The sequence below is a fragment of the Streptomyces sp. NPDC006516 genome (assembly GCF_040611875.1).
Taxonomy (GTDB): Bacteria; Actinomycetota; Actinomycetes; order Streptomycetales; family Streptomycetaceae; genus Streptomyces.
Genome location: NZ_JBEXPD010000019.1, coordinates 81,374 through 106,847, shown reverse-complemented (window position 1 = coordinate 106,847; position 25,474 = coordinate 81,374). Strand labels below are relative to the sequence as shown.

Annotated in this window: 20 protein-coding genes and 1 CRISPR repeat array; of the genes, 9 read left to right on the top strand and 11 right to left on the bottom strand. The window is 67.3% G+C overall.

Going from position 1 to position 25,474, the window contains the following annotated elements; genetic code table 11:
• Positions 1–306 precede the first annotated feature (306 nt).
• The gene (locus tag ABZY45_RS32835; RefSeq protein WP_356745911.1) at positions 307–777 is read right to left on the bottom strand and encodes a DUF6415 family natural product biosynthesis protein; all 471 of its coding nucleotides are present in this window, start codon (positions 775–777) and stop codon (positions 307–309) included.
• Between the two features lie 253 nt (positions 778–1,030).
• On the opposite strand from ABZY45_RS32835, the gene ABZY45_RS32830 reads away from it, so the two are divergent.
• A complete protein-coding gene (locus tag ABZY45_RS32830) occupies positions 1,031–2,305 on the top strand; it encodes a DGQHR domain-containing protein (RefSeq protein WP_356745910.1) in 1,275 nt (424 codons plus the stop codon).
• A gap of 59 nt (positions 2,306–2,364) precedes the next feature.
• On the opposite strand, the gene ABZY45_RS32825 is transcribed toward ABZY45_RS32830, so the two are convergent.
• Positions 2,365–3,804, bottom strand: coding sequence for a helix-turn-helix domain-containing protein (locus ABZY45_RS32825; RefSeq protein ID WP_356745909.1), 1,440 nt, complete (start codon positions 3,802–3,804; stop codon positions 2,365–2,367).
• Positions 3,805–3,949: 145 nt separating this feature from the next.
• On the opposite strand from ABZY45_RS32825, the gene ABZY45_RS32820 reads away from it, so the two are divergent.
• A complete protein-coding gene (locus ABZY45_RS32820; RefSeq protein WP_356745908.1) occupies positions 3,950–5,695 on the top strand; it encodes a zeta toxin family protein in 1,746 nt (581 codons plus the stop codon).
• A 27-nt stretch (positions 5,696–5,722) separates the two neighbouring features.
• Here ABZY45_RS32820 and ABZY45_RS32815 read toward each other — a convergent pair whose 3' ends face one another.
• Positions 5,723–6,034, bottom strand: coding sequence for a hypothetical protein (locus tag ABZY45_RS32815; RefSeq protein WP_356745907.1), 312 nt, complete (start codon positions 6,032–6,034; stop codon positions 5,723–5,725).
• Positions 6,035–6,212: 178 nt separating this feature from the next.
• Between ABZY45_RS32815 and ABZY45_RS32810 the strand changes: the two genes are divergently transcribed.
• Both ABZY45_RS32810 and ABZY45_RS32805 read left to right on the top strand, forming a co-directional pair.
• Positions 6,213–8,915 carry an ATP/GTP-binding protein gene (locus ABZY45_RS32810; protein WP_356745906.1) on the top strand — a complete coding sequence of 901 codons (2,703 nt, stop codon included), beginning with the start codon at positions 6,213–6,215 and terminating at the stop codon, positions 8,913–8,915.
• Positions 8,916–9,298: 383 nt separating this feature from the next.
• Entirely contained in the window at positions 9,299–10,150 is an 852-nt protein-coding gene (locus ABZY45_RS32805; protein ID WP_356745905.1) for an NmrA/HSCARG family protein, read from the top strand.
• A 118-nt stretch (positions 10,151–10,268) separates the two neighbouring features.
• Here ABZY45_RS32805 and ABZY45_RS32800 read toward each other — a convergent pair whose 3' ends face one another.
• Together ABZY45_RS32800 and ABZY45_RS32795 are read right to left on the bottom strand one after the other, a co-directional pair.
• Positions 10,269–11,426 carry a tyrosine-type recombinase/integrase gene (locus ABZY45_RS32800; RefSeq protein WP_356745904.1) on the bottom strand — a complete coding sequence of 386 codons (1,158 nt, stop codon included), beginning with the start codon at positions 11,424–11,426 and terminating at the stop codon, positions 10,269–10,271.
• Positions 11,423–11,962 carry a hypothetical protein gene (locus tag ABZY45_RS32795; protein WP_356745929.1) on the bottom strand — a complete coding sequence of 180 codons (540 nt, stop codon included), beginning with the start codon at positions 11,960–11,962 and terminating at the stop codon, positions 11,423–11,425. The genes ABZY45_RS32800 and ABZY45_RS32795 overlap by 4 nt, the downstream gene beginning before the upstream one ends.
• Before the next feature lie 46 nt (positions 11,963–12,008).
• Between ABZY45_RS32795 and ABZY45_RS32790 the strand changes: the two genes are divergently transcribed.
• Positions 12,009–12,398, top strand: a complete 390-nt coding sequence (locus ABZY45_RS32790; RefSeq protein WP_356745903.1) for an integrase core domain-containing protein — start codon at positions 12,009–12,011, stop codon at positions 12,396–12,398.
• 130 nt (positions 12,399–12,528) lie between these two features.
• A complete protein-coding gene (locus ABZY45_RS32785; RefSeq protein WP_356745902.1) occupies positions 12,529–13,278 on the top strand; it encodes a hypothetical protein in 750 nt (249 codons plus the stop codon).
• Between the two features lie 166 nt (positions 13,279–13,444).
• Here the strand turns inward: ABZY45_RS32785 and ABZY45_RS32780 are convergent, their stop codons facing one another.
• The 6 genes from ABZY45_RS32780 to ABZY45_RS32755 all read right to left on the bottom strand — a co-directional run bounded on the left by ABZY45_RS32780 (position 13,445) and on the right by ABZY45_RS32755 (position 20,857).
• Positions 13,445–13,774 carry a hypothetical protein gene (locus tag ABZY45_RS32780; RefSeq protein WP_356745901.1) on the bottom strand — a complete coding sequence of 110 codons (330 nt, stop codon included), beginning with the start codon at positions 13,772–13,774 and terminating at the stop codon, positions 13,445–13,447.
• Positions 13,764–18,614: a putative T7SS-secreted protein gene (locus ABZY45_RS32775; protein WP_356745900.1), complete on the bottom strand. Its 4,851-nt coding sequence runs from the start codon at positions 18,612–18,614 to the stop codon at positions 13,764–13,766. Before ABZY45_RS32775 ends, ABZY45_RS32780 begins: the two co-directional genes overlap by 11 nt.
• The gene (locus ABZY45_RS32770; protein ID WP_356745899.1) at positions 18,614–19,261 is read right to left on the bottom strand and encodes a hypothetical protein; all 648 of its coding nucleotides are present in this window, start codon (positions 19,259–19,261) and stop codon (positions 18,614–18,616) included. The genes ABZY45_RS32775 and ABZY45_RS32770 overlap by 1 nt, the downstream gene beginning before the upstream one ends.
• The gene (locus tag ABZY45_RS32765; RefSeq protein WP_356745898.1) at positions 19,258–19,767 is read right to left on the bottom strand and encodes an SseB family protein; all 510 of its coding nucleotides are present in this window, start codon (positions 19,765–19,767) and stop codon (positions 19,258–19,260) included. Before ABZY45_RS32765 ends, ABZY45_RS32770 begins: the two co-directional genes overlap by 4 nt.
• A gap of 401 nt (positions 19,768–20,168) precedes the next feature.
• Complete coding sequence (locus ABZY45_RS32760; RefSeq protein ID WP_356745897.1) at positions 20,169–20,498, bottom strand: DUF6233 domain-containing protein; 330 nt, start codon at positions 20,496–20,498, stop codon at positions 20,169–20,171.
• A gap of 5 nt (positions 20,499–20,503) precedes the next feature.
• Positions 20,504–20,857: a hypothetical protein gene (locus tag ABZY45_RS32755; protein ID WP_356745896.1), complete on the bottom strand. Its 354-nt coding sequence runs from the start codon at positions 20,855–20,857 to the stop codon at positions 20,504–20,506.
• A gap of 232 nt (positions 20,858–21,089) precedes the next feature.
• A CRISPR array of direct repeats spans positions 21,090–21,967; the repeat unit is 29 nt; unit sequence GTGCTCCCCGCGCCCGCGGGGATGGTCCC.
• 145 nt (positions 21,968–22,112) lie between these two features.
• On the opposite strand from ABZY45_RS32755, the gene ABZY45_RS32750 reads away from it, so the two are divergent.
• From ABZY45_RS32750 to ABZY45_RS32740, 3 genes are all read left to right on the top strand, one after another.
• Positions 22,113–23,066, top strand: coding sequence for an RNA-binding protein (locus ABZY45_RS32750; protein ID WP_356745895.1), 954 nt, complete (start codon positions 22,113–22,115; stop codon positions 23,064–23,066).
• Positions 23,067–23,183: 117 nt separating this feature from the next.
• The gene (locus ABZY45_RS32745; RefSeq protein WP_356745894.1) at positions 23,184–24,200 is read left to right on the top strand and encodes an NAD-dependent epimerase/dehydratase family protein; all 1,017 of its coding nucleotides are present in this window, start codon (positions 23,184–23,186) and stop codon (positions 24,198–24,200) included.
• Positions 24,201–24,426: 226 nt separating this feature from the next.
• A complete protein-coding gene (locus ABZY45_RS32740) occupies positions 24,427–25,428 on the top strand; it encodes a hypothetical protein (RefSeq protein WP_356745928.1) in 1,002 nt (333 codons plus the stop codon).
• Positions 25,429–25,474: the final 46 nt, after the last annotated feature.

Here is a 25,474-nt window from a genome sequence, read left to right as displayed (position 1 = left end):
CGTCCGGGTCCGGAGCGCTGCGAGAGGTGAGAGTCCGTCGGTCGGCATGTGGGTCCCTCGGGTGAGCGAGAGAAGAGTGGCTGAGCTCGGAGGCGGTTGATGGGGCCCCATGTTGTCGCCTGCTGTCGTGCCGGCATCGTCGGGGCGGGCTTTCGGTGGCTGGGCATCAAACGACGAGCGCTGCGTGCGACGGCGGTGCTGTTGAATTACGAGTGGGGCGCTTTAGGTGTATTGGGCAGAAGCACCTGCTTTTCTGAGTCAGTGAAAGTGGTGCGGAAGAGCCCTATCGACTGACGAACTCGCAGTTCAGCATGGGAGCTCCCCCGCGCGTGCGGGGATGGTCCCGAAATCACCTGGCTGTCCCTCGCCACGGATGGGTGTTCCCCGCGCCTGCAGGGATCCTTCACGGTCCAGGCCTGCGGCGGAGGTGACTGACGGCTCTCCCGGCATGGTCTTGGAGCCGGTGTCGCGGGCGTGATCGACCAGGGTGAGCGGTGGAGTCTTTGACGTTGGCACCGCCACGATCGCGATGTCCACGAGCTGCATCAGGTGCTCACGGAGGCGCTCCGCGAGTTCCTCCAAATACTCCTCGGCAGGGGGTAAGCCATCGAGCGCTGTCCCTACGTCGTTGAGCAAGGTGTCCGCCGCGTCGAACGGCTCCCGCGGCCAGGTCCGTGGCGGCAGCAGGTAAGACCGTGCGGGACAGCTTCCGCGAACACGGCTGCTCCTCTGGAACGCTCGTACGACACCAGGCGCATGTGCCGTCCTCGAAGACACCCCAAGACTTCGTGACGTCGTCGACCAGGGCCACGCCGCGGCCGCTCTCCTGCTCTCCTCGACGCTGAGGACAGGCCTGTCGGGAGAGCCGTCTTCAGGTCGAGGTTGCGGTGCCGATTGGGCAAATTCCGGCGGGAGTAATCAAGAATGATCACCACTGTGAATGGACGTCGACAGATTCTGTCGACGCGTTGTGTCGGGCTTCTTTTGTCGCCATAGTCGGCCTGACGAACCTCAAGTAAGGAGTTCTGTAGTGACGAAGATCAAGCGGCCCGCACTGATCGAGGTACAACGCGGGAGGGCTATGGTGTCGACCACCTTCACACCAACCGAGCTGCAGGCCGCAACAGACGTTGACGCCTACGACCCTGAGCGAGGGAACGACCCCGAGAACGGTTACCAACGCCGGGGTTCAGCCACTCGCATGGCGCAAGCCGCCTCCTTTTACGGCGAGGGCGAAGAGAAGCGGCAAGGCCGGGTTTTTGAAGACCGACATGGCTTGATGCCCAACCCGATCATCGCCAACATCAGGCCGGCCAGGGACGGAGAGCCCGCGGATGACCTGGGCCTCGGTCTACCACCAGGCGTGGTGATCGAGTTTTCCTTTGACGAAGACCGCCAGAAGGTGCTCGCCGCAATCGAGGAGCGTGGCAGTTGTACGGCGGCTGGGATGATCACACTTGATGAGAGCGTCACCACGTGGATCGTTGACGGGCAGCACCGGAGCGGCGCCGTGCGAATGCTCAGTGAGCGGCACAGGCTCAGGGACGACTTCCCTGTGCCGGTCAAGCTCATGCTGGGGTTCGACCGCAACGAGGAGATCAAGCAGTTCTACTACATCAACCGGGAGGCCAAAAGCGTTCCCACTGATCTGACTGCCGACCTGCTTCAGAGGATGGCCCGGCAGGACAGCCACGAGGCCGAGTATCTCAGCGAGCGTAAGGGCAAGGGCAGCCTCCTCGCAGGCGCCAACATTTATGACGCACTGGTCAGCAAGGGAAGCCCTTGGTTGACGCGCATCCGCAAGCCGAACGAAAGAATCTCCAAAGACACCTCGATCGCCGTGTCGCAGTTCATCGGCAGCCTGAAACCGCTGCAGACCGCACAGATGCCGCGGGAGCTCAGTCCGCAGGAATGGGCACTGATTATCGATGCGTTCTGGGAAGCAGTCGCCCGGATGCTGCCGACCCCGTTCGACCCCACCGAGCAGCCCGGCGACTGGGTGCTGCTCAAGACGACGGGCGTGACCACGATGCACCGCGTACTCGCTGACTGTCTGCCAATTGTCATCCAGCGTGGCGCTCGGCTCTCAGATGTGGACCAGTACGAACAGTTGCTGGCCGACCTGCCCACCCTTGCCGGGATCGTCATCGACCCGGATACCGGTGAGGAACGCCAGGTTGACGGAGCTGAGTTCTGGCGATCGGCATCCAGCGCCTCGCAGTACACGGGCCGCTACGGAACCGACCGCCTCGTGGGCATGATTCGTGGCCTGGTCAGCAAGACGAACAGCGCCATCACTGTCTAGGCGGACGACCCGACACAGGCGGGAATCATCGGCGGTCGAACTCACTGCAGCTGGTCCATCTAGGTGTCCGACCCTTCCTTCCGGGCCGTTACTGGTGTGGTCGGCAGCCCGGCCTTGGTTCGCAGGAGGCTCAATGCTCTGCGTTCGTGGGACCGGACCGTGGCTTGGTGCAGGCCCATGTAGCGGGCCGTGTCGTGGGTGGAATAGCCCAGCAGGTAGCGCAGCACAATGACGTTGTACTGCCGAACCGGCAGTTTGCTCATCTCCGCGAACAGGTCGCGTCCAGCATCCGCGAGACACAATTTGCTGCGCAGATGCGTGGTCGTCGGCTCGTCGATCACGAGGGACGGTTTGTGGCCCTCACGCTGCGAAGTGGCATGGATGTGGCGCTGCAGGATGGCGAAAGTCATGCCTGCGAGGTCGTCCTCCTGCAGCAGGGTGTCCCAGGTGTGGAAGATCTCCAGGAAGACCTGGTGCACGGTTTCCTCTGCTGCCGCAGGGCTGCCAAGGTGGAGTTGGGCGAAGGCGTGGAAGAACTCCTGATGGGCGAGGCAGAACGCCTCGTAGGCCAGCGGGAGCGTACTGTCCGGTGCTGTTCTTTGAGCTGCTGGGATCAGGAGTTCCGAAGAGCCCGTGGCGGCTTGCGAGGTTTGCGGCAGAGCGGCCGTCCGGCTCAGGGCGGCTTGATCGGCTTTCCAGGCTCTGAGGTCTGCGGGCGTGGTATCGCTGCGGCTCCGGTGGTGTTGCGGGCACAACAGGATGAGGTTGTCGAACTGATCGAGCTGCTCCGGGCGCATCGTGGCGGAATGGGACTCGATGTGCACGATCTCGACTGCGACGCTGGGCTGTTCTCCATCCCACCTGACCAAAGGGACGGTGCAGCCGGGATAGGCGCATGATGTCGCGGTGCCGTACAGGAGAGCAAGGGTTTGCGTGGTGGGTTTTCTGATCCGCTCGCGTCGCAATTGTTTCCAGAGCGAGGTCAGCCTCTCCTGCTCGTCCTCGGTGGCATCCAGGGCGTCGAGGACGGCGGTCATGAGGCCTCGGTGAGCAGGAGGGTGCCCCTGGAAGAAGCGGCTGATGACCGAAGGGCTGGTGCCCGTCTGCTCGGCCAGCGTGCGCAGAGGCGGGGAGCCCGCTCTGACGTGCATCGAGCGCAGATGGGCTGAGAGGGCATGCGCCGAAGCCTGCTGGGAGAGGTCTTCGAGGTCGTCGGCAGTGGCGTCGTTCGGGACCTCGCGTTGCTGGGCGTTGAAGTGGGCTGACCGGCGCAGTTCAGAAGCGTATTCGGCTTCGATGCCAAGGGCCGGCGCCATCGCCGCGAAGTTCTCCTCAGTGGGCAGCCGATTGCCGCTTTCGGCTGCGTAGATGGAGGAGAGAGGCACGCCGCTGGCGTCACTCAGCTCCTGCACGGTCATACCCTCTGCGCGGCGCAACGCGCGCACCGAGCGCGCGAAGTCCGCGTACTTACCCCGCGCCGGTCTGGCCAGACGTGGCATCAGGTGCTCCCTGTCGGTCGGCGACGGACTCGACTTATTTTCTCGCAGATGTTTTCTCGCGTCAATGGAACTGTGTAGAGTGCGGCACCAGGTGCCGCGACCTCCCGGGGCACACGCTCCAGCTCACATCGTGCCAGGAGGGCCCGTGAGTCCGAGGACCGGTTCGGCGCCGCTGTCGAACGACCTGCCCCCGATCCTGTCACCCCGCGTTCTGCCCGCCTCTCAAACCGGCACGGCGCCTGCCGTTCAACCGCGCGTGCTGGTCGTCGCGGGTGCGCCCGGCAGCGGCAAGACAACAGCGACCGACCGGCTTCAGCCCCTTGTGATTCCGCACGCCGTACGTATCTGCTCCGACCTCCTCAAGGCGCAGCACCCCGGCTACGCACCGGCTCTGGCCGCGGACGAGCGGCACGCTGGACTCGTGGTGCGCGCCGACACCCGCCGCTGGGCTCAAGAGCTTGCCGCCCATGCACGGCTCCTCGGGGCCGACCTGGTAGAGGAGATCGCACTGGACGATCCCCAGGACCTGCGTGCGATGAGTACGGCGTACCGACTTGCCGGCTACCGCATCCACCTTCTCGTCCTCGACGTTCCCGAAGCCGTGGGTCAACTGCGGATCATCGCCCGTCATCTTCAGCACGCCCGGCAGTTCGGCGTGGTGCGCTACGTGTCTGCCGCCCACCGGGCTGCCTGCGCCGACAAGCTGCTCGACACGCTCGCCGTGGCGGAGAGCGAGCGTCTCGTTGACCGTCTCACCGTGCTCGGCCACCTGGGACAGGTTCTGCACCGCAACGTCCTGATCGGGGGAATCTGGGCTGGTCCCACGGGTGCGGCTGTCGCGGTTACCGCCGCCCGCCAGCGGATGTGGGCCGACCCAGTTCAGACGGGCTTCGAGCGGGCCTTGACCGCCGTGGGCCGTGCTCTGCGCGAGGAGCGGCTCGCCGACCGCCACCGGCAGGCGGGCACGGAAGATCTTGAGGCGGCCCGCTGTCTCGCAGCCCGCCAACGCCCGGTGTCAGACGCCGGCGGCAGCTTTGGATGCCTTCCGCACGGTCAGCGGGAGCGCATCTTCGAGCGGGACATCGTTCCGCTCCACCTGAGCAGCATCACCTCGCACGAGGACCCGCACGCCGTTTACGTGATGAGTCAGCCTGGCGGGAACAAGAGCCTGCGCTCGCGCGACATCCTGAACCGGCACCGCACTCGCGCCCCAACGCTGATCTCCAGCGACTACCTGAAAGCGGCGCACCCGGACTACCAGCGGCTGTTGCGGGACCACCCGCGGACAGCCGGGGCGATCATCCGCTCTGACTACCGGTTCTGGCGCGAGCAGGCGGAAGCCCGTGTGCGGGAACAGCGGGGCGACGCGGTCATCGAGATGGCGCCCGGTTCGCAGGAGGAGTTCTGCTCCAGCGTGGCCGGCTTCGCCGCCACCGGGTATCGCATCACTCTGATCGTGGTGGCGGTGCGGGCCGCCGACAGCCGTCAGGCCACGGCCCGACGCTACCTGCAGCAGATCCGCCTGGAGATGCCCGCCCGGTTCACCTCGGCCCACGGGCACGACCAGTGCTTTGCCGCGGTCGCTTTGTGCACCACGCTGGCTGCACACAGTACGGCCATCCAAACGGTCCAGGTCGTCGACCGCAGCGGGCACTCCCTGTATACCGCTGGGCCCGGCGGTATCACGGACGGCAGCACCGCTGAGAATGCGCTCCATGCGCTAGCCGCCGAGCGGTCACGCCGCTATACGCAGGCCGAAGCCGAAGTCTTCCGCAGGCATCAGGCGGAACTGGTTGCGTATCTTCCTCAGTACCGTGCGGAATTGGACGACATCGGAACCCTTGCCGCGCACCTTCTGCCGACACCATCGCCGCCGCTCGACAACAGGTGAACCGGAGGGCCCGGCCCCGCCGAAGGATCAACCACCTGGCCTGTCCTCTTCGAGGCGGGCCAGGTCGGCACGTGCGGCTTCAGTGATCCGCGCGATACCGACGGCATCACTGGTCTGCAGCACAGTCAGCACCGCCCCATAGGCGATGCGCTCGTCGATTAGGCGGGCAAGCAGCGTGTCGTCCGTCTGCGAGCGCCGCTCCTCGGCGTCGATCTGCTCGGCATAGACGGCGAGGACGGCAAGGACCGCGTCCCTGGCAGCCTCGAACTCCAGCTGCCCTACGGGGCCAGGTACGGGCTCGGACTCGGGCATGACCGGCGACTTCCTCGACCTCGACATCGATGTGGGCCCCATTGTGTAGACAATGCGCCGGATGACCAAGTGTCGCTCCTGATCCGCCACAAATGTACAACCGCGCGGACGACGTATTTGCTGCTCTGCACGGATAGGGCAAGTCTGTCGCCAGGCCCTGCATAGGCGTAAGTTGAGGGAATCAGCGATCACTTCGGGGGCGAGTGTGCAGCGGGATCTGCGTGCGGTTTTCGGTTCGAACGACCGGAGCTTTCAAGCGGCGGAGGCCTTCACCGACCGGGAGTCCCAATGGCAGACCGTCATCAGCGCGTTGACCGAGCACCTCCATCGCGTTGCTCACCCTGACTTCGATGTGCAGGACCTCGAGACTGGGCGTCGCAATATTCTGGTGTTCCACGGGGTCGGCGGCATCGGTAAGACCACCCTGTCCCGCAAGCTGGAGAGTGCACTTCTTGACGCGGAGAACCGGCCTACGCGGTGGGGAGAAGTTGTCTGGCCGCGTGGCATGCGGATCCTGCCTGTGAGGATCGACCTCGCCCGCTCCGCCGGCACCAACTTCGAGCAGATCGTGCTCACGATCCGCGCCGCTCTCGCCGACATCGGGCGTCAGCTGCCGGCCTTCGACGTGGCTTTGCGCCGCTATTGGGAGCACCAGCACCCCGGCGAACCACTGGAGGAGTATCTGCGCCGCGGCGGCCTGGCGGGCCGGTTCGGTCGGGCGATGCCCCAGCAGATGCAGTCAGCCCTCGCCGACGTCGCCCAGGCGCTTCTCCTGCCCGGCACCGTCGGTACGGCGGTCGGCCAGGTGACCGGGTCTCTCGTACGCGCCTTGCGCGAGCGCCGTCAGACCGTCCGTGCACTTGCCGGATGCACGCGGCTGGCCGACTTATTGGAAGCCGAGCCCGGTCTGGACACGCTCTCCTTCTACCCGCATCTGCTGTCCTGGGAGCTCGCCCGGCTCCCCGCAGGCAAGAAGGTGACACCGGTGATCCTGCTTGACACCTTCGAGGACGTCGGGGACCGCACCCACCGCGACATGGAGCGCCTCATCCAGCGGGTGGTCTGGCTCATGCCGAACGCGTTTTTCGTCATCACCGGCCGCTCCCGCCTCCAGTGGGCAGAGGCCGCTCTGCAGGGGCAACTCGACTACACAGGCCCATCCGCCTGGCCGGTCCTGGACTACCCCGCTACCGGTGCCCCAGCAGGCCGCACCGCTACCGGTGCATGCGTGGAAGGACGGCAGGTGCTGGTCGGGGACTTTTCTCCCGAGGACTGCGACGACTACCTCGCCCACCGTCTCACCCACGATGAGGTGCCCCTCATCAACGGGGAGATCCGGCAAGTCATCACCGACCGCTCGCACGGCCTGCCCCTCTACCTCGACCTGTCGGTGATGCGGTTTCTGGAAATCCGTCGCACCGGTCGGACTCCGCAACCGGCCGACTTCGACCACGACTTCCCGGCCCTGATCGCCCGCACCTTGTCCGATCTCACCGCACAGGAACGACATGTGCTGCGCTCCGTCAGCCTTCTCGATTCCTTCGATATTGAGCTGGCCACCCGGGCCGCAGGGCTGACGCACCAGGCGCCGGCGATGCGGCTGACCGAGCGCCCCTTCATCCGCGAGTCACCGTTCGGCCTTTGGCCCTTCCACCTCCACGGGTTGATCCGCTCCACCATCCGAGGCGCCGACGACCACACCGATGACCGCTGGTCCCCGCACGATTGGCAGCGGGCGGCCGAACGGGCCTTCACCGCGCTGGGCGGACAGTGGAATGACGACACGGACCAAGGCCGCATGCTGCTGGTCGGCTGTCTGCGCCAAGGGCTGGCCGTGGCTCGCGACTTCCGCCTCGACCTGGGTTGGCTCACCGACGCAGCCTGGATCTACGTCAGCGACTCTATCTGGGAGCCACTCGCCCCACCGGCCCACCCGGAAACGGACGGCACCCTGGACACAGCCGCCGAGGCGCTGGTGGCGCTGCTCAGCGCACTCGCACGTCGCCAGCAAGAACACCGCGAACACACCGCTGCCCGTCTTACCGCCATTACGGACACCGGCCTGCTTCCCGCCGAACTGCACGAGATGTGCCTCTATTACCTGGCCAAGGCGCAACGCGACCTCGGACACACCGAAGCCTCCCGCACGGGGATGCAGCTGGTAGCCGCCGGCGGTGGGCGCCTTGCCCCTAACGCGCGCCGCGGGCTGGCCCACCTCTCACGCCTCGCCGGGGATTTCCCCACGGCTCTCGAAGCCGCGGGACACCTGGGTTGGGAGGGGCGCCACCACCGGGTGATCGGCGACGTGTGGTGGGTACAGGGCGACATGAACCGCGGTACGCAAGCATTCCACGCCGCTCGCCTGGAGGGCGAGGAGCACGGGAAGACAGGTGAGGCCGCCATGTCACAGGCGATGCGAGCCTTCACCCTCGCCTTCACCGACCCGGAGGGGGCCGATGCCGAGATCGACCTCGCCGAACACCTTCTGGCCCACGTCGACCTGCGCGCTGCCACTCTGGACGTCCGCATCGCCGTCCTCCTGCGCGATGCCGGCACAGTCGGCATCGAGAACCGGGCACACGACCTGGCCGTAGAGATCAGCACCTCCGGGCTCATCTTCGCCCAGGCTAAGCTCGAACTGGCCCTCGCCTTCCACCACGCCGTCCGCGACGACCAACCGGCCATCGCTAGCAGCATCGACCGCCTGAAGGAACTGACACGCCAGGGCTACTACGCCTACTACATCGACATCGCCCACTTCATGGCCGCAGTCCCCCTCCGCTCCCCGTCGACCACCCAGTGGATCGACGGCCCTGAAGCCACCCGCACCCGATGGCGTGCCCTGGTAACCACCCGACGCCAACTCCTCCACCTCGCCCCAGACATGCAGCGGCCCCGTCGGATATGAGCCACGACCGAGTACCGTGAACTCAGCTTGCTTCACCCATTCTCTGGCTCCGCGAGTCGGCGACGCAGTTCTCGAGGTCACCGACGGCTGGTTGAACGCTCGTCAGTGCCGCTGCGTAGCTGTGGGAAGTTCGAGGTGCGGGACAATGATCGCGGCGTCTCGGCTCGCAACGTTCCCTGGTCGCCGTCCCCGCGAAAAGCAATCGCTCCACGAGCGACAAGGACCCCGCCCCAGGTATGACTGCAGGTGTCCATCACATGCCTCACAGCGCACCTTTCCGGTCCATCGGGCGTCAGTGAAGCAGATGGGGTCTTTCCTAGCTGATCATGGCCGTGGGCCCGTTGACGGGCTGAGCAGGCACCTACTGAGAATGGGAGGCTTCGATGGCCGAGACACCGGTACTGGTACTGGCGGCAACCGGCGGTCAGGGCAGGGCTGTGACGGACGCGTTGCTGGGGCGCGGGGCCCGGATCCGCGTGATGGTCCGTGATCCGGACCGTGCAGCGGCGCGCGATCTGGCCGGGCGCGGTGTCGAAGTGGTGGCAGGTTCGCTGAGTGACGAAGGCTCCCTCGTCACGGCCATGCACGGAGTGGCCAGTGTCTTCTCGTTTACCACCCCGTTCGAGGCGGGACTGGAGGCGGAGGTGGGCCAGGGGCGCGCGATCCTGTCCTCCGCGGCGCGGGCGCGCATCGCGCACCTCGTGTTCAGCTCCGTGGCAGGAGCCGATCAGGACAGCGGGGTGCCGCATTTCGAGAGCAAGGCGCGCATCGAGGCCGACCTGGTCTCGGGCGACGTGCCTTACACGATCCTGGGGCCGACCTACTTCTTCGACAACGCTCTGGGAGGCCAGGAGCGAATCCTGCACGGATCTCTCGACCTGCCGTTGCCTCCGGACCGGCCGCTGCAGCAGCTTGCCCGCACCGACCTCGGTGCGTTCGCGGCCGAGGTAATGCTCAACCCCGCCCCCTACGTGGGGCGGCGCATCGAGCTGGCAGGCGATGCTCCTACCCCCGAGCACATGGCGGCGTCGTTGAGCAAGGCGCTGGGACGGGAAGTCCGCCACGTACGGACGGCGTTGGCGGCGGTCGGCAATCCTGATATGCACGCGATGTGGGAGTTCCTCAACGGCCCGGGATACCGGGTCGACATCTCCGCACTGCACGATGCTCATCCAGAGGTCCAGTGGACGAGCTTCGCGGACTGGGCCGACCACACCTGGGCGGGCGAGGGCTGATCCTCCGTGCGGAGCCGACCGTGGGCAGGCGTCCGCGCAGCTGGCACACGGTCTCGGCCGGGGCGGTGAACATCCGTGCGAAGAAGGCGAAGGCTGCCCGGGCCTTCGCCTTCCGGGGTCACATCGGTTCCTTGCGCCGCTTCGCCTGTACCTTGAGCCACGGGTTCTCGGCTCTGGACTGGGCACGGTCCAGGTACTCCCGCTTCACGACCGCCGAGCCCGGCTTCCACCGGCCCTGCTTCGTCGGGTCCCCGCCGGCCTCCGCGATGGCCTGCGCTCCGCCGCGGCGGAGCCCATGGGCAGTGATCTGCTGCCAGTTCTTCGCGCCGGCCTTGTGGGCACGGCCGCGGACCCAGTCGTTGATGGCGTCCCCGGTGACGTAGTCACCACGTTCCTTCGCGACGGCCCGGTTCTGGAGAGTGCCGCGGGAGGTGAGGGCCCGGAAGAACGCGCCTTCGCGAACGCCGAGGTGGTGGAGAGCGGTGAGCCAGTCCCGTACGGCCGCGACGGGGTCGAGGAGCGGGTCCTCGTCGGCAGGGATGTCCGTGTGCTCGCCCTTGGCGCCCTGGTCGGTCTTCGATGACCGGATATGCAGGGTGACGAAGTCGTCGTCGACCGCGACGTCAGCGATGGACAGGTCGGCGAGCTCGATCCTGCGGTTGAGGGCCCCCCGGCCCAGGAGGAGCATGCACCGGTCGCGGCGCCCGGCGATGGTCCGAAGGTCGCACGTGGCGACCATGGCCCGCAGCAGCTCGTCCGTGATCGGGGGCGCCTTGCGGACCGCGGTGCGCTTCGCCCATGTCTTCTTGTACTCGTTGAGCATGCCCCGAGCCTGCTTCGTGCCGGGCTTCTGGTCCTCGGGCATCCAGGTGCGGATGGCGGACATCGCGACGCTGATGGCGTTCGGGGAGCGCCCCAGCTCGATGAGGTGGGCGACGTACTCGACGTAGGTGGCGGTGGTGCACGGCCGGGCCACACGGCCTTCGCCGGCGCACCAGGCGGCGAACTTGCTTCGCTGGGACTGGTAGTTGGCGCTGGTGTTCTTCGGCGCGGAGTGGTTCTCCAACCGCTCGGCGGTCTGCTCGGAGACGTACAGGTCGCGCTCGGTGTACGTCGGCTGATCGGCCTCGGTGGGGAGCCCCTGGCCCGGGTAGAGGATGGTGTGCCGGTCGACCACCGGCGCGGACATCGGGCGCGGCTGGAGGGTGGCGGGGAGGTGGCCGTCGTCCACCAGTTCCGCGTCCACCACCTCCATGTCGGCCTCGTGTTCCATCATGCCGCCCCCTGCCCGAGCCCCGCTGCCCACTTCGCCAGTGCGCCGAAGTCGTCCGGCAGGAGACCCAGGCGCGGATCCACCCAGTGCAGGAGCGTCGGAGCGTCGTGGTTCTCCCGGACCCACTCGCGGTCCTCCTGGCCCAGCTCATCATCGACCCAGGCGAACGGGCGCCCCTCGGCGTAGGCGATCAACGCCCTTGTCTTCGAGTGCAGTCGGGCATTGCTCTGCGGCGTCATGGGAGGCCAGTCGATGAAGGGAAGTGTGGGCAGGCCGAGGTGCGGGCCGATCCAGTCGTTCGCCTCGTTCCTCCACGTCGTGGCCCACACCAGCTCGTAGGGCAACGCCAGGGGGTCTGCCCCGTGGCCATGGTTGAGCCAGACCCGCAGGGGCTTGTCCCACGGGTTCTCCCACCCGGTCGGGCGCATGCGGTGCGTGCTGTACCCCGCCGGCCGCCTCTGCGGCGCGGCAGCGTACGGATTCAGAGGGCCGTCCACATCGAGCAGGAGCAGCGGACGCCCATCCCCCTCGTTCTCCACGATCCCTCCCAGCGAAGCAGCCACGTACAAGGGAAATTATACGAGGGTGGCCGAAGGTGACTGTGTAACAGCCCTTGAAATCTCCGGCGGCCAGTTGCTGGACACTGCGGTGTTGGGCTGCCCCTGCCACCGGCACGGCAGTTTCCGGCTCGCCGACCACCTGGAGGCCGCTGGCATCGCCGCCTCCATCGGATCGGTGGGCGACGCTTACAACAACGCCCTGATGGAGAGCACGATCGGCCTGTTCAGGACCGAACTGATCAATCCCAGGCGGCCATGGAAGACGCTGTCCGACGTCGAGCTCGCCATCGCCGAGTACGTCGACCGGTACAACCACCGGGGACTCCACGGTGAGATAGGCCACGTCCCGCCGATCGAATACGAGAACAACCACTACCTCGCAACCATGAAACCCCAGGTCACACCCAACATCTGAGATCTCTGCCGAACCCGGAACGGTTCAGACCCGGGCCGCCCCGTCACTCACGAGGACATCGTTGCAGGGCAAGATCCCGGGCAGGGACGGGTACATGCCCTCAGCGGTGACTCAAATCAGAGAAATCGTCATGAAACTCGCATTCGATGACAACTGGCTCGCGACGGTGACAGCCGATCCGCTAAACATTGTCCCCGGTTTCACAGGAAAAGCAGTGCACGTCGCGTGCTACGCAAATGCTGTGGAGCGGGAAAGGTTTCTCGCGGACACGTTCGGCAGCCAGGAATTGTTGTGGGACACCCCTGACGTTCTCCGCTTCAATCCCGCCAGTCAGCAACTCGTAGGGCTTGAATTTCACCTGCCAGAGGAGTCAGCCTCCGCTGAGGAATCCGCCCGCCTTCCCGACCAGCCCGCCCGCCGCCCGGGCGGGCTTCGAGCGGACGAAGCCAAAGACTTCCGGCACAGGAGCACCACGGTGTTGTGCCGTGCCCCCGGGGATGCTGTGCTCACCTGTCTGCGTGATCTCGACGTCTTGGCCGCCCCTTTTGAGGCCCGGGTCGAGATCGCTCCTGACCTGGCCCTCGTCGTTCAGCACAGCAATGTCGTCGGGTGGAGCCTCACGAATCCCGTCCAGCACCTGACCACCGGTTTCGCCGAACCTGACCCCGGCCCCCCTGCCCCCTCCACTCACCGGCTGCTCACCGAGTGCCTTGATCTGATTACCCAGCCCGTGATCTTTGAGGTGGAAGATCGGGAGCCAGCCGCCGTGGCCCGGCTCCGAGCAGTTGACGATGCCTTGCGCAACCAGCGCTATGACCGGCATCGGGCGGATGCCTTGCTTGCTCTTGTCGCCACTATGGTCGAGGACTACACCAGTTGATGGTGTATTCCGAATGGCTGTGGGCCTCTGCGGGAGACAGATTCACGCTGATAGCCCTCCGCCTGTGCAAGATCGACCTCGCTGACCGGGTTCTGGTCGTAAACCCAGGGGATATGTCGGCGAGTCCACGAGCGTGGAGATTGCATACGCTCAGGCCACAGGCAATCTACTGCCGGGGTGCCGAGTTCAGGACATCGCGCTTGGCCAGGGTCTCCGCTCCGGTTCCCGTGAGCGTGACCTTGCCGGAGTGAACGGTGTCCAGCTGCTCGACCTGCTTCCCGTACCACTCGATGGCGGTCAGCAAGAACCCTGGCGCGGCCGTGCCAGTGCCGGCTGCGGAAGCCGGGTGCTGGAACTCCATGCCCAGCCGTGCCGTCCCCTCAATGCAGCGGACCACACACACCGCCACGTCGTCCGCCGCGCCGGTAACGCCCGGCGTCACGGACTCAATGGATTCGATGCTTAGAGCTGCCCTTTCCGGCAGGTTATCCAGCACGTCGGTGTGCCTCCTCGACGAAGTGTGCGATCTGCTCGGGGGTGAGCTTAGGAACATCATATTCAAGGAGCGGATCGATGTCCCCGTTGCCGATCTTGCGTGGCACGTGGATGCCCATCTCGGAGAGGATCTCCCGGGCTACCGCCGATGGCACCTGCGCGGATGCGCGGGACGACAGTTCCGCCGGACTCAGCTCGACCGGCCACTCGGCCTCCCGCGCGATGTAGCCCTGGTGGACCGGGACCCCGTCCAGTGCGTCCCGCGGATAGATCTCGACGATGGCGTCGCCGAACCGCTCGGCCTGCGTCGCGAACACGCTGGCGACGCCGGGGTCGGACGAGGTCGGTGTGATGCCGTGCCGCTGCACACCGGGGCTGCCGTCGAAACCTGTCGTGGTTCCGCGGAACAGATGTGGAGGGCACGGTGACAGGCCGAGCGGGTCGGTCCAGGTATACGGATTCAGGACATACGTCGACGGGTTCGGCGCCGGTATGAGGCCGAGCGGGTCCGGGGTGAGGTATCGGGCTGTCTCCGGATCGTAGTGCCGGAAGTAGTTGTAGTGCAGCCCTGTCTCAGGGTCGTAGTACTGGCCAGGGAAGCGCAGTGGCGTGTACGCGGTGCTGCCAGATGCCCATGTGGTACTACCCCACGAGGTCCGGCGGCTGCGCCAGGCGATCCCGCCCTGCTCGTCGACGAGTTCGCAGGGCGCACCGACGAGGTCGGTGACAATGGCGAAGAAGCGCGAGTCGATCTCGTGCTGGGCTGCGTGTACACCGTCCGGCACACCGACTGCTGCCGCCGCATCAACTGCACCGCCCGCTTGCACCATGGTGCGTAGGTGACCCAAGGGGCCTGCCTGAGCGCCATGCCGACCATGTCCCGCCTCCTGCGCCACCGCCGCCATGATGCGTTCCGTCTGAGCCACCGGCCGCAGGCCGTCGTAATCCCAAGTGAGGATGACCGGATGAGGCGACTCGTCCGAGACCGTGGTCTGCTCGCACAGTGTCGGCCCGTCCCAGGTGAAGTCGCTGCGCTCGATGACCGTCGTACCGTCCGCAGACAGGCGCAGCTTGGCTATACGTCGGCCTGACGCGTCGTACTCGTACCGCCATCGCGTTCCGTCGGGCGCCGTCACTGCGGTGAGCCGGTCCTCGGCGTCCCACGTGTAGTGCCACACTTCCGTCTTGCCCGACAGGTGGGTCTTGCGGCGCTGGACGATCCGGCCGTCCGCATCATGGGAGTAGCGGAGGGAACCGGCCCGGGTGAGGCGGGTGCCCTTGTACTCACGAGGGCCTGTGGCTTCCTGCCCAGGGTGGCCTTGCGGCCAGGTGGCGTGGGTCTGGTTTCCGGCTGCGTCGTAAGCGTAGCGCTCCGTCCAGCCTGCGGCGTGGACGGCGGTGACGCGTCCGGCGGGGTCGAGGTCGAAGGCGCGGGTGCCGGTGAACTGGTCGGTGAGGGTAGTCAGGTTGCCGTCGGCACTGTAGGTGTAGTCGCGGCGCTGGATGCTACTGCCCGTGGTGCCGGTGATCTGCTGGCTGGTGAGGCGGCCAAGCGGGTCGTACTGGTTGGTGAGGGCGACAGTGTCACCGATGTGGCGGGCAGTTTCCTGGCCGACGGCGTCATGTTCGAAGGCGATGGTGCGGCCGGACGTGGTAAGGGAGGTGCGGCGGCCGGCGGCGTCGTCGGTCCAGGTGCTGACCGCGCCGGTGGGGGTGGTGCGGCCGGTACGACGGCCGAGGATGTCGTACGTGTACGCCATGGTGCGGCCGTTGACCGTCTCGGAGACAAGTCGGCCGTACCTGTCCCGAAGGAACGTGACGGTTGCATCCCCGTTGACTGCTTCCGCGAGGTGGTCGGAGAAGTCGTACACGAAGGTCGTGGTGTTGCCGGCGGCGTTCTTGTGGACGACGCGGCCGAGCATGTCCCGTTCATAGCGAGTTGTTTGGCCGGCGGCGTTGGTGCGTGCGGCAAGCCGACCTGCAGCATCGCGCTCATAGCGGATCGTCCGGTTGTCGAAGTCCGTCTCGGATGTCAGCTGTCCGGCAGGATCGTATTTGTAGTCCCAGGTCAGACGTTGAGGGTTGGTGACCCGAGTGAGCCGGAGGTTGCTGTCGTGAGTGAATTCGTACCGGGCGCCGTCCGGCTCTGTGCGTGCCAGCAGCAGGTCGAAGTCGGTGTACTCGAAGCTGACGGTCGCGCCGACGGCATTGATATGGGTGAGGCAGTTTCCCTCACCGTCGTAGGTCCACGACTCCCGGCTTGTGTCTGCCTCGATGCGACTGGCGAGTTTGCCTTCGACAGTCCATTCGAAATGAGTGACGGCACCCCGAGCGTCGCTGATCGAGACTGGGCGGCCGAAGGTATCCCGCTCGTAGCGAGTGGCCGCGCCGAAAGGGTCGGTGACTGCGACCGGAAGCCCGGCCTTGTCGGGCGTGAGGATCGAAGTGTGCCCGAAGGTGTTGGTAATGGAGACGAGGTGGCCCACCTCGTCGTACGAGAACACGATGGTGGCGCCGGTGGGTTCCGTGATCGAAGTGCGGTTGCCGCGTGCGTCGTAGGTCTGTCGGGTGACGTTGCCGTCGGTGCCGACGATGCGTATGGGGAGTCCCAGTTCGTTGTATTCGGCGTATGACCGGCGTCCGTCCGGTCGCTCCACCTCGGTCAGTCGCCCGTGCTCGTCGTATGTGGAGCGGGTGATGTGCCCGAGTGGGTCTGTGACGGACAGGAGCCGGTGGTAGCGGTCGTGCTCGAAGCGGGTGACCGCTCCCAGGGGGTCGATCTCGGCAACGACCTGGGAGCGCTCGTTGATCACGTACCGGGTGGTGTGGCCCAGGCTGTCCGTCATCGAGGTCATGCGCAGACCGGTCTCGGGGTCCGTGTCTTCCCAGGTGAAGCGGGCTTCGAGGTGGCCGTTGGTGCCGGTCTGGTACACGCAGCGGTCGTGTTCGTCGTAGACGTACTCGTACCGGCTGCCGTTGGTGTCCGTCCAGGCGGTGATGCGGCCCAGCTCGTCGCAGTCGAAGCGCAAGGGCTTGCCCGAGGAGTTGGTGACCGAGGTGAGGTGGCCGTCGGTGTAGCCGTAGCGGAGGATCTCCTGGTCGGCGCCGTCAGGGGCGGCGCCCGCCAGGTGCAGGGCGGTGATCCTGCCCTCGTCCGTGGTGAGCTTCAGGTGGTAGCCGCCGTGGTGCACGATCGCTGTCGGAGCACCCGCCCCGTCGTACTCGAACGCGATCCAGCGGCCGTTCCGGTCGTCGATCTGGGCCAGGAGCGCCAGGTCTCCGGTGGGATGGTCGACGAAGTGCCGGACCTGGCCGGTTCCGGGGTCGGTGATGGTGTAGCCGTCGGCCACTCGGTCCAGCGGCCAGCGCCGGCCGTGGGTAGGCATGACGGGCACCCCGGGTGCGGGATGCGGATAGGCGAGCAGACTGCCCTCGTTGCAGCTGAAGACCACGCCCTCCGCGTCGATCTCCAGGCGCTGGTCGACCGTGCTCGACCAGCCGGTTCCGAACCAGCGGCCGGCGCGGTGCGAGGAGTCGAAGACGCGCTCGAAGACCAAGGGCAGAGAGCCCGGCAGCACGATGTCCGTCTGCGGGAGCAGCATGCGCCCGGTGGCGACATCGATGGGGTCTCCGTCGCACTTGACCTTGCTGCATTGCTGACCGCGGGATTCGGGATTCTTCTCGTGGCCTTGTCGGTTCGGGCTCTTGGGATGTTCAGTGAGATCCTTCATCCCGGCCCGTAGGCCGCCCTTGATGAAGCCCCCGCCCTTGGTGCCGACCAGCTCGGGGAGGAGTCGGCCGATGAATTCGGAGGGGTCTCCCTTGGCTGCGTCCCAGGCGTTCTTCAAGGCACGGTCGGGGTTGGCCGCGGTGGAGACGAGGCCGGCGAGCGTCATGTTGACGCCCTTGTAGTACTCGGCAGGGTGCGTCAGGTTGTACGGGTCCTGGGGATTGACCGAGCGTACGAAGTTGACCAGCCCGGCCCCGGCCTTGATGACACCACCACCGACATGGGCCAGCTCGATGGACTGGCCGATTCCATAGTCGATGAGATCTTGCTTCGCCCGGTCCAAGCCCGTGGGCTCTTTCGGGGCGTGTGCCATCGCCGCGGTGATCGCACTCTTGGCCGCCTCGGCCGCCTCGTTACGCGCCCGCCGGGCGCGCTCCAGAATCTCCTGCGCATGCCGGCGCTTCGCCGCGCCCGGGTCGGTGAACTTCCCCGGGTGGGGGAGAGGGTGGTCGGTGTTGCGGACCGCGTTGTACGCCTCCGCCTTCTTCCGGAAGGCAGCTGCCGCGGTCTCGTAGTCCTGCTTGCCCTCCTTGTACAGGGCTACGGCCTCTCGGGCCTTGGCCTGCGCGCTGGCGACCGTCCCCGCGTAGGTTTCCAGAGCTTTGGCGGCGTCCTCGAACGCATCTGCCGCGCGCAACCAGTCGGTCGGCAGCATCTGGAATTTCGCTCGGAAGGCGTCAGCTGCCTCACCCTTCCAGTGACCGGAGTCGAGCTTCTTCATCCCGCCGCCGACGAGATCAAAGGCCTTCTGGAAGTCCCGGAGATTCTTCACCGTCGCGGTGATCTTCTCCGGCCGGCCGTGGATAAGCTCGTTGGCCTCCTCGCTCTGCCCGAGCTGCTGCTCCCCGACCTCCGCGCCCAGCGACGACGCGGTCTCATCACCCCAGTCCTCGACCGCATCCGCCCACTCGTCGGCACCGACCTTCTCCAGACCCGAGCCGAGTACATCGGTGCCCTTGTCGATCCCGGTGCCGACGATCTCCTTGCCCTTGTCGACCAGATCGCCCGCACCGTCGTAGAGGGCCCCGCCCCACTTCCCCCAGTCCACCATCAGCGACTCTCCCCCCACCGCGGCTGCTCAGCCTGATCGATCGTCTCCTGCGAGGGGTCGAGCTGCTCCCGCAGCCGCGCGTCCGCCGCCGCCCGCACCTCCGGGTCCACCATGCCGCTGCGTTCCATCGAGTCGAGCGCGGCGTCCTCCACGTCGTAGGCGGTGTTCTTCCAGTTCTGGTTCACCTCGTCCTTGGCATGGCTCATCGACTCCCAGCTGTAGTCCGGGTTGTCGTACGCGCTCTGGCTCCTGATCGTGTCCCAGCTCATCGCCTTGACCTCGTCCTCGGACGCATGCGGATTCCCGTTCAGAGAGTTCACGCCGATCTTGAACGAGTCCTTGACGTACTGCTCCTGCTCCGCGAAGGAACCGGCCGACAGACCCACACCGAGGGCGAAGCCGTTGCCCTTCTGCGTGAGAGCCCGCACACCCCACTCCCAGCGGTTGCAGAACGTCTCGAACTCCGAGGTCAGCCCGCCGTGCCCCAACTCCAGCCCCGAAAGAGCCAGATCCGAAAAACCTCGGCCGGTCGAGGCCTCCCCGATCATGCCGAGCTCCTTCAGCTCCGCATGCGCCAGATCGATCCCCTTCGCGATCGCAGCCAACGCCTCCGGCGGAACATCAAGATCCGAAGCGTCCCCGTTCACCGCGTTCCCCCGAGATCCACCGCGACCGCATCCGGCACGATGCCCGCCACCGGCGGGAACAACATCCCACCGTCCACGCTGCCCGCATCCAGCGCCACGCCCGCCGGACCCGGCAGCAAAGGCACCATCACATCCAACAACCGCGCACCCAGAACGGCCCGGTACGTCCACTCCCGGCCGCCGTCCCCTCGGGCCAGCGCGAAACGAGCCAACGCCTCCTCATCCGAGAACGCGCAGATCCAGCGCACGCCGTTCTGCTCCGCCGACCACAGATCACCCTTCGAATCCAGCGGGACCAGCACCGCCGTACGCCGGAACTCACCCAGCAACACAGCAAACTCACGCCGAGCCGCCCGAACACGCTCCTCCTCGGCGTCAACCGGCCTCGGAGCGCCATGCGCCGGCACATCACTCGGTGGCGCATCGGCATCAGGCCAGTCGGCCAGGTCGGCCAGTTTCGAACGCCGGGCAACCGGTTCCGCTATGTCATCCCCGTTATCGAACACGCGTCGAATGCTGTCACGACACTCTTCCCAAGAGCAACGAGCAAAAGTGGCCAGCTGATCACGACAGCACTCCCGGTATGCAGTAACTGTTCCTACGAGCACGTGGGCCCGGAACAACGTGCTCGTCCCGACCGTCAGGCTCGGGCCACGGCGCACGGACGTGGCTGATGAGCTCCTCCGTCATGGGCGGGGACAGCGACTGGGCGCCGGGCGCAGGAGGGTGCGCCGAAGACCTGCAGGGCGGCGGCCAGGGAGCAGTTTCCGCAAGGCCGGCGGCTTCACCGAGGCACTGGCACGGCGATACTCCCACGTGCAAGGTGCTCTACTACCGAGCAGCCCATACGAAGACAGCCTCGGCGACGGCCCGCAGCTTCACCCCAAGGGGCACCGGACGTTGCAGTTCACTCCAGCCCGGTCTGCGGATTGCAGATCTGGCAGGCCTCGATGTCGGGCTCGGCCAAGGCGATGACGGCATCCTCTCGGCTGATGAACCCGAAGTCGTTCTTGTACAGCGTGCAGTTCCCACGGTGCAGCAGCGCGCTCTCGCTGGACCGCTGAGGCTGGATCTTCCATGACTGCTCAGCCCGCGCCTGCTCTCGCCTCCGTTTGTCCTGCTGCTCCTGGGCCTCGAGCTCGCGGACCTTCTGGTCCGCGCACCGCAGCTGCCACGCGAGGTACTCCCGCGTGGCCCGCCACTTCTCGAGCCGGGATATCCCACCGGAATTCGACATCGGACTCAGGCCGCCTCGGCCGCGGCCTGCTGCTCGTGGGTGTGCTGGAGCACCATCCGGCCCTCCACAATGTCGCCCCGTTCCAGCGTCGCCCAGAACGGGTGCGTCGCTACCTGAGTGCTCAGCTCGAGGAGCTCGGCCCGGAACCGCGCGACCTCCTGACGCTGCTCGTCGGTGTAGCCGGGGCTGTCGGGCTTGGCGGAGCGGTATCCGCTGTGCAGTTGCTTGTCGCCTTCCCAGCCGGGCATCGGCTCGGCCGACCACGGCAGGGTCCGGGCGTACTGCTCATAGGCGGCGCGGGTCTGGTGAAGGGCGAGCTGGGAGTCGCGCAGGTCCTGGGGGAAGGTGTAGGTCGGCACAGCAGAAATGATACGTCTGTTCGAATTGCGTGTGCGAGTCCAACACTGTCGACCGGATCGCGTTCCATCCGATCGGCCCACCGTGACCCGGCGCCGTGGCCACGACTGCCCTCTGGCGGTAGGGCCGGCGCGCCGTTGAGGTGGCTGCTCGGTCGAAATGTGAGCTTTGCCGGAATCGGTGAAAGTTATGCAGGACGGCTCTCTCGGGTGATGAAATCCCAGTTCAGGAAGAGTGCTCCCCGCGCCCGCGGGGATGGTCCCCAGGGGCGCAGGACGTACGCGAGGCGGCGAAGGTGCTCCCCGCGCCCGCGGGGATGGTCCCGTTGTCGAGTGCCGTCCGACGATGATCTTTCGTGCTCCCCGCGCCCGCGGGGATGGTCCCCCCACCCCGTGGTCGATCTCATGGACCACAACGTGCTCCCCGCGCCCGCGGGGATGGTCCCAGTCCGGGGCAGGTGGCAATCGACATTCCGGCGTGCTCCCCGCGCCCGCGGGGATGGTCCCACAACGTGAAATTGACCCAGGAGGTCACGATGGTGCTCCCCGCGCCCGCGGGGATGGTCCCTGATCCGGGCGCTCACACCGGACGTAAAAGCCGTGCTCCCCGCGCCCGCGGGGATGGTCCCGTGCCGTCAGCCCCCGGCGGGGCGCTCATGTCGTGCTCCCCGCGCCCGCGGGGATGGTCCCAGCGATGGACCCGCCGCCGCCGAACTTGCCGCGTGCTCCCCGCGCCCGCGGGGATGGTCCCGTGGACGACGGGCTCGGCAGCGCCCGCACCGAGTGCTCCCCGCGCCCGCGGGGATGGTCCCCCGTACAGCCCGTACAGGCTCAGCACCATGCCGTGCTCCCCGCGCCCGCGGGGATGGTCCCGTGGACGACGGGCTCGGCAGCGCCCGCACCGAGTGCTCCCCGCGCCCGCGGGGATGGTCCCAACGACGGCTCCATGGTCTCCGACTGCAACGTGTGCTCCTCGCGCCCGCGGGGATGGTCCCAAGCCGAGTCCGAGCAGTCGCCCACTCCCGCCGTGCTCCCCGAGCCCGCAGGGATGCCCCTGGCAAATGGCGTGCCACTCCAAGGCGTCCAGTGCTCCCGCGCCCCAGGGATGGCCCCTTTACACCTCCGGTCCACTGCCACCGAACCGGAGTGAGTACCCCTGTCGGCGGTCTGACGGTGGAGGTGGCTTCGGGCACCATCCGGCAGCCAGTCGTCGCGAACTACGCTGGCCCCCCCTTGCCACCCCTCGTCAGGGAGCAGCATGTCGCCGTCCTTCGTCCACCAGATAACCAAGTACAACCCCGCCGACCGGAATGAGTATGGCCGCTACCACGGCACCGAGGACACGATGAGCGACCACGGGCCGGTCGAGGCGGCGTACTTGGAGGCTGTCGCCGCCTTCGCGCGGGACTCGGGTGTCGACCGGCTGGAGATCCGCGATCCTCAGGTCGCCGGCTACGTCAACTTCGGGCTGGAGGCGCCGATTGACGGGCACGGCCTCGCTGGGCTGTTCCCGCCCGATCTCACCGGCTACCACGACGGGGCAGAGGTCTCGGTGCCCGTCGCACTGGAGCTGGTCCGTGCCATGCTCCGGGACAACGGTGCCTGGTGCCGACTGGAGTCCGGGGACACGTTCACCGTGCACGTCGGGTATGACCAGTACGTGTATGTCGGCAGCGACCAGCCATGCGAAGCAGCCATCGCCCGGACCCACGAGATCGGCTTGTTCGCAGACCCGATCACGGCCTCGCCCTACGCCGCAGACCTCGAGGAACCAGAGGTGACACAGGCCGCGGACGACGACTTCTGGGAGCGCGTGCGCGCAGCACTGGCTGCATCACAGGCGCTGCTCCTGGAAGAGATATACGTCGGCAACGCCACCCGCTGGCACCGCCTCACCGAGGACAACCTCGACACCGTACGCGTCGCCCTGGGCCCACGCGCGCTCCTCGCCATCTGGCCCGACCTCGACCCCGATGTCGACGCCGCCCTGGCCGCGCTGCCTGAGGACGAATCCGTCGACTTCGTCTGGGAGGGACCGGACGCGACGATCCGCCACGTCATCGTCACCGAGACCGCCCACCACCAGCAGCTCGCCACCCTGGTGGCGGGCGCGCGGGCCGCCGCTGTGCTCCCCCTCTCCTTCGACGAACGCCCTCCACTCTTCCTCGCCGCCCTGCCCGACAACGACGGCGTGCTACGCGCCCGGTGGTGACCTGCCCCTCCGCGCCCTCCGTGCGCGCAGGACGCGCCGCCCCACCAGCGCCGATCGCCGCCCCTCTCAGCCCTGCGCGCTTCACGAGGCTGTGATCGGCACGGCAAGATGCGCCCCATGAGAATTCTGGTCATGGGCGGAACATGGTTCCTGGGCAAGCAGATCGTGCAGCAGGCCTTGGCCCGGGGATGGGATGTGACGACGTTCAACCGCGGCCGGTCGGGGGCGGACGCGCCCGGGGTCCGGACGGTCAGGGGGGACCGCACCGTGCCTGCCGATCTGACCCGCCTCGCCGCCTCGGGACCGTGGGATGCGGTGGTGGACACGTCGAGTTCGGAGATGGCACCCCGCGATGTCCTCCTGGCCGTACGCGCGCTGCAGGAGAACGCCGACCGCTGGGTGCACGTCTCGACGGTGTCCGTCTACGAAGGCTGGCCGCACCAGCCGATCACGGAGGCGTCGCCTGTTCTTGACTGCCCGCCGGACGCCGACGAGTCGTTCGGCCACACAGGGCCGGACGGTTCACCCACCACATACGGCTTTCAGAAGGCCGGGGCGGAACGGGCTGTGGAGCAGGGGTTCGGTGACCGCTGTGTGTTTCTGCGCCCGGGCGTCATCCTTGGTCCGGAGGAGTACGTCGGCAGGCTTCCCTGGTGGCTGGCCCGTACGGCGAAGGGCGGCCGGGTTCTCGCGCCGGCTCCGGCCGATCGGTACATCCAGCCCGTCGACGTCCGCGACGTGGCAGCCTTCGCCGTCGCCCAGGCTGCTGCCACCACCAGCGGGGCGTACAACGTCACGCACCCCGAGGGCATCACCTTCCAGGGCTTCCTCGACGCGTGCTTCACCGTCACCCGAGGAGCCGGCCGGCCGGTGTGGGTGGCGCCCGAGGTGCTTGCCGAGCACGAGGTGAAGCAATGGACGGAACTGCCCCTGTGGCGCACCCATAAGGGAGTCTGGGCCGTCGACCCGACCCGCGCCGTCGAGCACGGGCTGCGCTGCCGCCCAATCGTCGAGACGACCGCGGACACATGGGCATGGCTCCAGGCCGACGGCCGCCCCGTGGACCACCCGCGATGGGCGGAACACGGAATCGACCCGGACAAGGAAGCGAAGATCCTCGCCGCGCTTGCCTGATCAGCTCTCCAGCACGGCTGCGGAGCTCATGGGCGGTTGCGGACGGTACGAAGCACGTCAGTGGCTCGGTCCATCGCGCCTCCCGGCTTCCTGGGCTGCGACCGGTGCGTCGAGGTCTGCTCCGCCTGCCGGCAGGGCGTTCGGCATCGTCCGAAAACGCCTTGCTCCCAGGCCGCCACCTTGGTGGGATGCAGGCTTCGACGGGGAGTGGGGTGCCGGCTTGGCGGTGTTCGGATGTGCGGGCTGCGGCGCGGTTCTGACGGCGGCGGTGTCGGAGGTGGCGTTGCCGATCCACCTGGCCGCCACACATTGGGAGGAGCTGCATCCGCCCCTGCTGGCGGCCGGGACCTATGCCGTCGACCCCGCTCCGTACGGGCCCCCGTGGCGGCAGTGGGACGAGGTCGGGGTGAGCGAGGCGGCTGAGCGGGGCCTCTTCGCGCCGTCCGGCGCCCTGTCCGAAGGCCCGTCGAACACCGTCCTTCTCGCGCCCGGCGACATGCGCGGCACCAGGCTGATCGTCGAGCGGGCCGGGGGCTACTGCAGGGGGATCGACGGCAGGGACGGACCGAACCTTGCCTGTGTCGTCTGCGATCTGCCGGTGGGAACGAGGATGGACGACTGCGGGTGCTGGCAGGTCGTCCGGCTCGTCCCGCAGACGGTGGTGCGGCTGCCCGGCCCGCCGGAGCAACCGGTCCTGTACTGGGCGGAGCTGCTGGCGACCGGCGCGCTGTGGCACCGGCTGAGCGAGTACCGGGACATCCCGGCAGGGGTGGCTCTTGCCCAGGTGGTGGCGGCCGGCGGGGGCGCGCCGATCGATGCGGCGCCCGGCCCGGTCGCCGAGCTGTTCGGCCGGGCACTCGACGCGCTGCTGCCCGCCGGGGAAGGCGCGAAGCGGCTGGACCTGGCGGGGCCGGGGATCGGCGAGCCGGCCGCTGACCTGGTGCTGGTACCGGTCCATCCACAGACCGGAGACACATGGCAACCCACCACCGGGGCGGTGCCAGTACCCGTGGATGCCGCGCTCTGGGCCGAACTCGCCTTCCCGCCGCACCGGACCCGGCTGCCGGTGGTCGGCGGACTGCCGGCAGGCGTGGAGCGGGACGACCCGCTGCCGCCTCACCCGTCGTACGCGTTCCAGCCGTCAAGGGGGGCGTTCCGGCACACACTCGCGCGGCTGCCCGTCGTGAGGGAACCCTGGCTGCGGGCGCTCTACGACCGAGGATGCTGAGCCGGTGAGAGGCCGTGCGGACCGGACAGCGGGCTCGACGTGGACG